This is a genomic window from Mesorhizobium sp. P3_A9 (assembly GCF_056402975.1).
Map to the genome: position 1 here is coordinate 1 of NZ_JBFUGJ010000669.1, position 1,441 is coordinate 1,441.

2 protein-coding genes are annotated in these 1,441 nt (G+C 61.5%); both read left to right on the top strand.

What is annotated here, in order from left to right:
- Positions 1–355: 355 nt before the first annotated feature.
- Complete coding sequence (locus AC1DX0_RS35840) at positions 356–556, top strand: hypothetical protein (protein WP_477219079.1); 201 nt, start codon at positions 356–358, stop codon at positions 554–556.
- A 120-nt stretch (positions 557–676) separates the two neighbouring features.
- Complete coding sequence (locus tag AC1DX0_RS35845; protein ID WP_477219080.1) at positions 677–1,189, top strand: hypothetical protein; 513 nt, start codon at positions 677–679, stop codon at positions 1,187–1,189.
- Positions 1,190–1,441: the final 252 nt, after the last annotated feature.

The following is a 1,441-nucleotide window of genomic DNA, read 5'->3' on the forward strand; positions in this document are numbered from 1 at the left end:
CCTCACGGAGATGGGAAATCGCACTCTGAACGAGGTCCGTAGTGATCGATAGACAACAGGATGCACCGTGCGGAGACGCGCGCCGCACGGTGCATCGAGCAGATTTATCAGTATGGAGTCCATATGGCGGTACCACATCCTGATCTGACCAGGTCTGAACCACCTAGTCAGTTTCAGCAGCCGCCGAGGGCGGTAGGAGCCGAGGCGCAAATCCCTCGCCTTCACACTGGTCTGGAAATGGTTCCAGATCAGAACCTGTGGCCAATAGCGGCGCACAACAGCAAAACGACAATGATTCATATGGGAATCTGCGTCAACCGTTATTCGACCGCACCCTTTCTTGAAAGGAAAGGCAATGCACGACCGTAAGGTGACACCGGAAATGGTTCCGGTGATTAAGCTGGCTCGTGATCTGGGCATCAATTACGCGCTTATCGCGTCATACTACCAGATCAATCAGGGCCGTATCGCAGACGTTATGAAGGGGCGCTTGTTCCCCGACATCGTACCAGCGATGGAACTTCCCAGCGACTTTCCAACGGCGGAGGCGGCTTAAACGAAGTAAAAGGGGGCGGCCGACTGGTCGCCCCTTCAATTTCGCATAGCCAGTCAGTTCCAGCCGAACTTTATCATTACCCTACCCTGGAGTATCCTCTCCAGCTTGGGGACACATCACATGCGCACCACTTCCGACACCGTCGCCTCTCTCGGCCTCGCCATCGGCGGCGCCTTCGGCCTGGCCGGCACCTTCGTCGCCAGCGCTCCGCTGCGCGAAACGCTCTGGACGATCGACGGCGCAGCCCTCGTGGTGGCGACCGCGCTGCTGACCATGAAATACCAGCGGCTGGGCAATGATTGCGTCGCCGCGGGCTTCCTGACCTTCCTGGCCGGCGAGACGCTGCTGCTGGCCGGCAATGCGGCCGGCTTGCAGGCCAGCGTGCCTTCCTATGTCGGCGGCATCACGCTCTGGGCGGCCGCACTCGTCATGGTCAGCGCGCCGAAGACTTTTGCGCTGTGGATGCGGCTCACCGCGCTCGTGGCCGCCGTGCTGTTTGTCGCGTCGGCTTGCATGATTATCTGGGGCGCGCCCTTGCTGCCGACCTCGGCGCCGCTGCCCGCCGCCGGCTATCCGTTCCTGGTGCTGACTTTTGTTGGGTGGATCTGGACGTTGGTGAAGGGTGGGCGGTAAGGGGCGCCGCCGAAATCCGCAGCAACGCCTCCAGCGACATTTTTCAGGTGTTGGTGTGAGGTGGGACGGCATGGCGCTGGTTCCTCGCCCCACGAAGTGGGGAGAGGTGGCCCGGCGAAGCCGGGACGGAGAGGGGCCAGCGCGGCGTTTGGGAGGTGGTTCCCAGCATTTCTGACAGGCTTCCTGTCGTGTCAGCCAGCCCCTGATAGGGTTTTGGCTTTGCGTAGGGTGTCCCCCCGCTCCGTCCCGGCT

Coding starts and splice junctions, on each gene's coding strand:
- AC1DX0_RS35840 (WP_477219079.1), top strand. CDS start 356: ATGCACGACCGTAAGGTGACACCGGAAATGGTTCCGGTGATTAAGCTG.
- AC1DX0_RS35845 (WP_477219080.1), top strand. CDS start 677: ATGCGCACCACTTCCGACACCGTCGCCTCTCTCGGCCTCGCCATCGGC.